Raw genomic sequence first — 3,162 nt, forward strand, 5'->3', positions numbered from 1 at the left:
AGGCAACGTATCCGAAATCGTCAGATTTTCCAGATACGTATCGTTGACTACGCCTCTTGCGCGGATCGTATAAGAGACAGTGTCTCCCACTTCATACGTAGCCTTGCTTGCATCCACATTCGATGCGGATTTCTCCGATTCAATCTGCGGGTTCCGTGGATAGACCTGAACCTCTTCTCTTGGACGGTCCGGCGTGTCCACATTGTCGCCCTCTACAGCAGCGATGTTAATAATATCCTTACCGGCTTGTCCCGGTTGTACGATGGCTTCAAACTGTACCGTATGCCAATTCTGGTCCGGGACGTCGCCAAGCTGCCCGACAACCTCACCGCCGACATAATGACCTTTGTCATCCCCTTCGGCATCCGTTACGGCTACACCATCTACCGTCAGACTGCCTGGGACATATTTCAGCTCGGAAGGAATAACGTCGGAAATCTCCAGATTTTTCACGATGCTGTTAGCAACTGTATTGCGGGACTGAACCGTGTACAGCAACGTATCTCCGATTTCAGCATGCTCAGCATCCGTGTTGCCAGCTGCTTTTTGCTGCAGGGTCATCTTTTTGCTGGATTCAAGCTTAGGGAAAATGACCGGTGAGTCCGTTTCATTGGTTTCCGTCTGTTCTTTTTCCCCTGACAATAAATTGTCATAGTCGATTTGCGCTTTATTGCTGATGGACTTCACCGCATAAGTCGACAGTACTTTCACTTTAAATTGTACTGTGACCCCATTCGGCTTCTGATCGGCATTGGGCAGGTCCCCTAACTTAATACTGACCTGACTGCCGTCAAACTGACCTTCATCCGTATCAGCCGCATCAGTCAGCTTCTTGGTTGTTGCTCCGTTCGTCAAGACCATTGAGCCAGGGACATATTCCGTGCCCGCAGGGATTGCGTCAGTAACGGCCGTATCTGCTGCGATATCTCCGCCCTCATTTTTGACATTGATCGTATACGTTAATTCCGTACCCACACCAACTTCTCCTGGTGGATTAACGCTCTTGGTCGATGTTACACACGGCTCTGTTCCCAGGAAGATATCGTCCAACAAATTTCCCCACGCGACTGAACCACTTGAAGAGGAAACTGCCTCAAAACCAAACCTTGTACTGGTTTGTCCGTCTGGAACAACGTAAGACCCTGTATAATAAGTCCATTTGTTAAATGTACTGCTCATCTGTTGAATAACCGGAAGGTTCTCTGGTGGAGTATCAGCTGAACCTATGCGGAGCTGCATCGTATCCGTCCCGTATTCCCCGCGGTGAGCCAGCCGCCAATAAATGGTTTCGCCCGGTACTGTTTCTACATCCTGATACAACATCGCTGCTTCATTGGCGTTCAATTCAGCATATTGTGTCCCCTCTGCAGCAACAACAGCGATGGTTTCACCATTCCCGCCACCGCCTGACCCCAGGAAGTTATTAGAGTTTTGCATGATTTGTATTCGATTATCAGAGGCGTCCGTTTCCCAACCCGGGACCTCACTACCATAAAAATACATCCAAAATGCTTCGGAACCTGGCGACCCTGTGTCCCCTGCATTTCGCGCTTTCGGCTGCTCAAAGCCTCCATTGATCATTGCTACCGGAGCAGGGCAGGCATTGCCCTCCGCTGCTTGGGCCTCAGGGCTGAGCGTCGGCCGTGATACGGGCAGGATGCCGAAGATCAGTATAAATACAAAAAATTGAATACTAAGGCGCTTCAATAAGCTTGTTCGCTTTGCGGATCGGGTTTTATCCAAAGTTGTCTCCCCCCAAAATGTACTTTTTCAGATACCAGTGCCTGGTTCGACAGCGTCATTCCTTCTCCCAGCACTAATTCCTTACCCGGTTATGTAATGAGTGCAGTTCAAGCTGCACAGCGGGTATTTAATGCAAATAACTCTCCCTCCAACAATTACTGTGATTAACGCTCAGCAACTCAGCTTGATATCGCCTCCTCTCGAAATTTAATTCAAAATTTAATGATTTCCCTGTTAATATAATCCACTTCCTAAAAATAGACAATATTTTTACAGCAATAAATTAAATTTGCGTAAAAAACCATAAAATACCATGAATAACGATCTAATTCGATCATCGTCAACCACCTAAAACCCTATCCCTTCTTCATTTATAGATCAATTTCTTTGTGAACATTGGCATGGTTAAAGTCGTGATTCACATATTCAGGTTTCGTATTTATGCTAATAAAAGAGAGTATAAATAGTACATATATAATAGAAGGAATTTTTCTAGTCCCACCCGGCCAGGAATCCCTCCAGCATCGCTCCCCCCCACTTCTGCATACCCTGTGCCCTGTTATCTGGCTAGAACCTGCTCTATTAAATTCGCGCATTTATGTATGTTAAAACTTTCGCAAACGACAACTGCCCCTCAAGTGCACTCACCTGAAGGGCAGTTATCTTAACTATGCTCTGTTATGCTTTCTTTCTTCTCAGCAAGAACAGGCCTGCCAGCAGGATGATGAATCCGGCCAACAGATAGCCGTACATATTCGTTGCTGTTTCAGGCAGTTTGCTGCCATTACCGCTACCGTCTCCGGAGCCTCCATTTGCAGAGTCACCTGATGTACCGGATTGGCCAGAGCCACCCGAACCGCCAGCTCCTCCGGATTGACCAGAGTCTGGGGAATCGGAATCAGAACCTCCCCATCCTGGGGTGTTCGGATTGCCGGATGATCCATCATTCCCATCGCCTGGGATGTTCGGATTACTTCCGTTTCCACCACCAATGATGATGTCTTCGGATGGCTGATCCGGTTCATCCAGGTTATCCCCGGTGACTTCAGCGGTGTTACGGATCGTCTGACCGGATTGGCCGGACAATACTTCAGCACGGAATACCACCGTATGCCAGTCTGTATTCGTAATGTCGCCGAATTGGCCTACCACTTTTCCGTCGACATAATGCCCTTTGTCGCTGTCTTGTGCATCCGTCACGGTGACACCGTCCACTTTCAGGGAACCTGGCACATACTCCAGCTCTGCACGCAGCGCGTCCGAGATTTCCAGATTCGTTACGACACTGTCCGCTACGGTGTTGTGTGTACGGATTGTGTACTCAATAATATCGCCGACTTCGTAGACGCCGCCATTGAGGTCATTCGCTTCTTTCTCTGACTCCATCTCAGGCACTGCATCGCCGATCGTGATCTCTTC

2 protein-coding genes are annotated in these 3,162 nt (G+C 48.3%); both read right to left on the reverse strand.

Going from position 1 to position 3,162, the window contains the following annotated elements; genetic code table 11:
* Positions 1–1,743: isopeptide-forming domain-containing fimbrial protein (locus OIN60_RS17395; RefSeq protein ID WP_305756139.1), on the reverse strand; the 1,743-nt coding region annotated here is incomplete at its 3' end.
* Positions 1,744–2,421: 678 nt separating this feature from the next.
* Positions 2,422–3,162: isopeptide-forming domain-containing fimbrial protein (locus OIN60_RS17400; protein WP_305756140.1), on the reverse strand; the 741-nt coding region annotated here is incomplete at its 5' end.

This window comes from Paenibacillus zeirhizosphaerae, assembly GCF_030705605.1.
Taxonomy (GTDB): domain Bacteria; phylum Bacillota; class Bacilli; order Paenibacillales; family Paenibacillaceae; genus Paenibacillus; species Paenibacillus zeirhizosphaerae.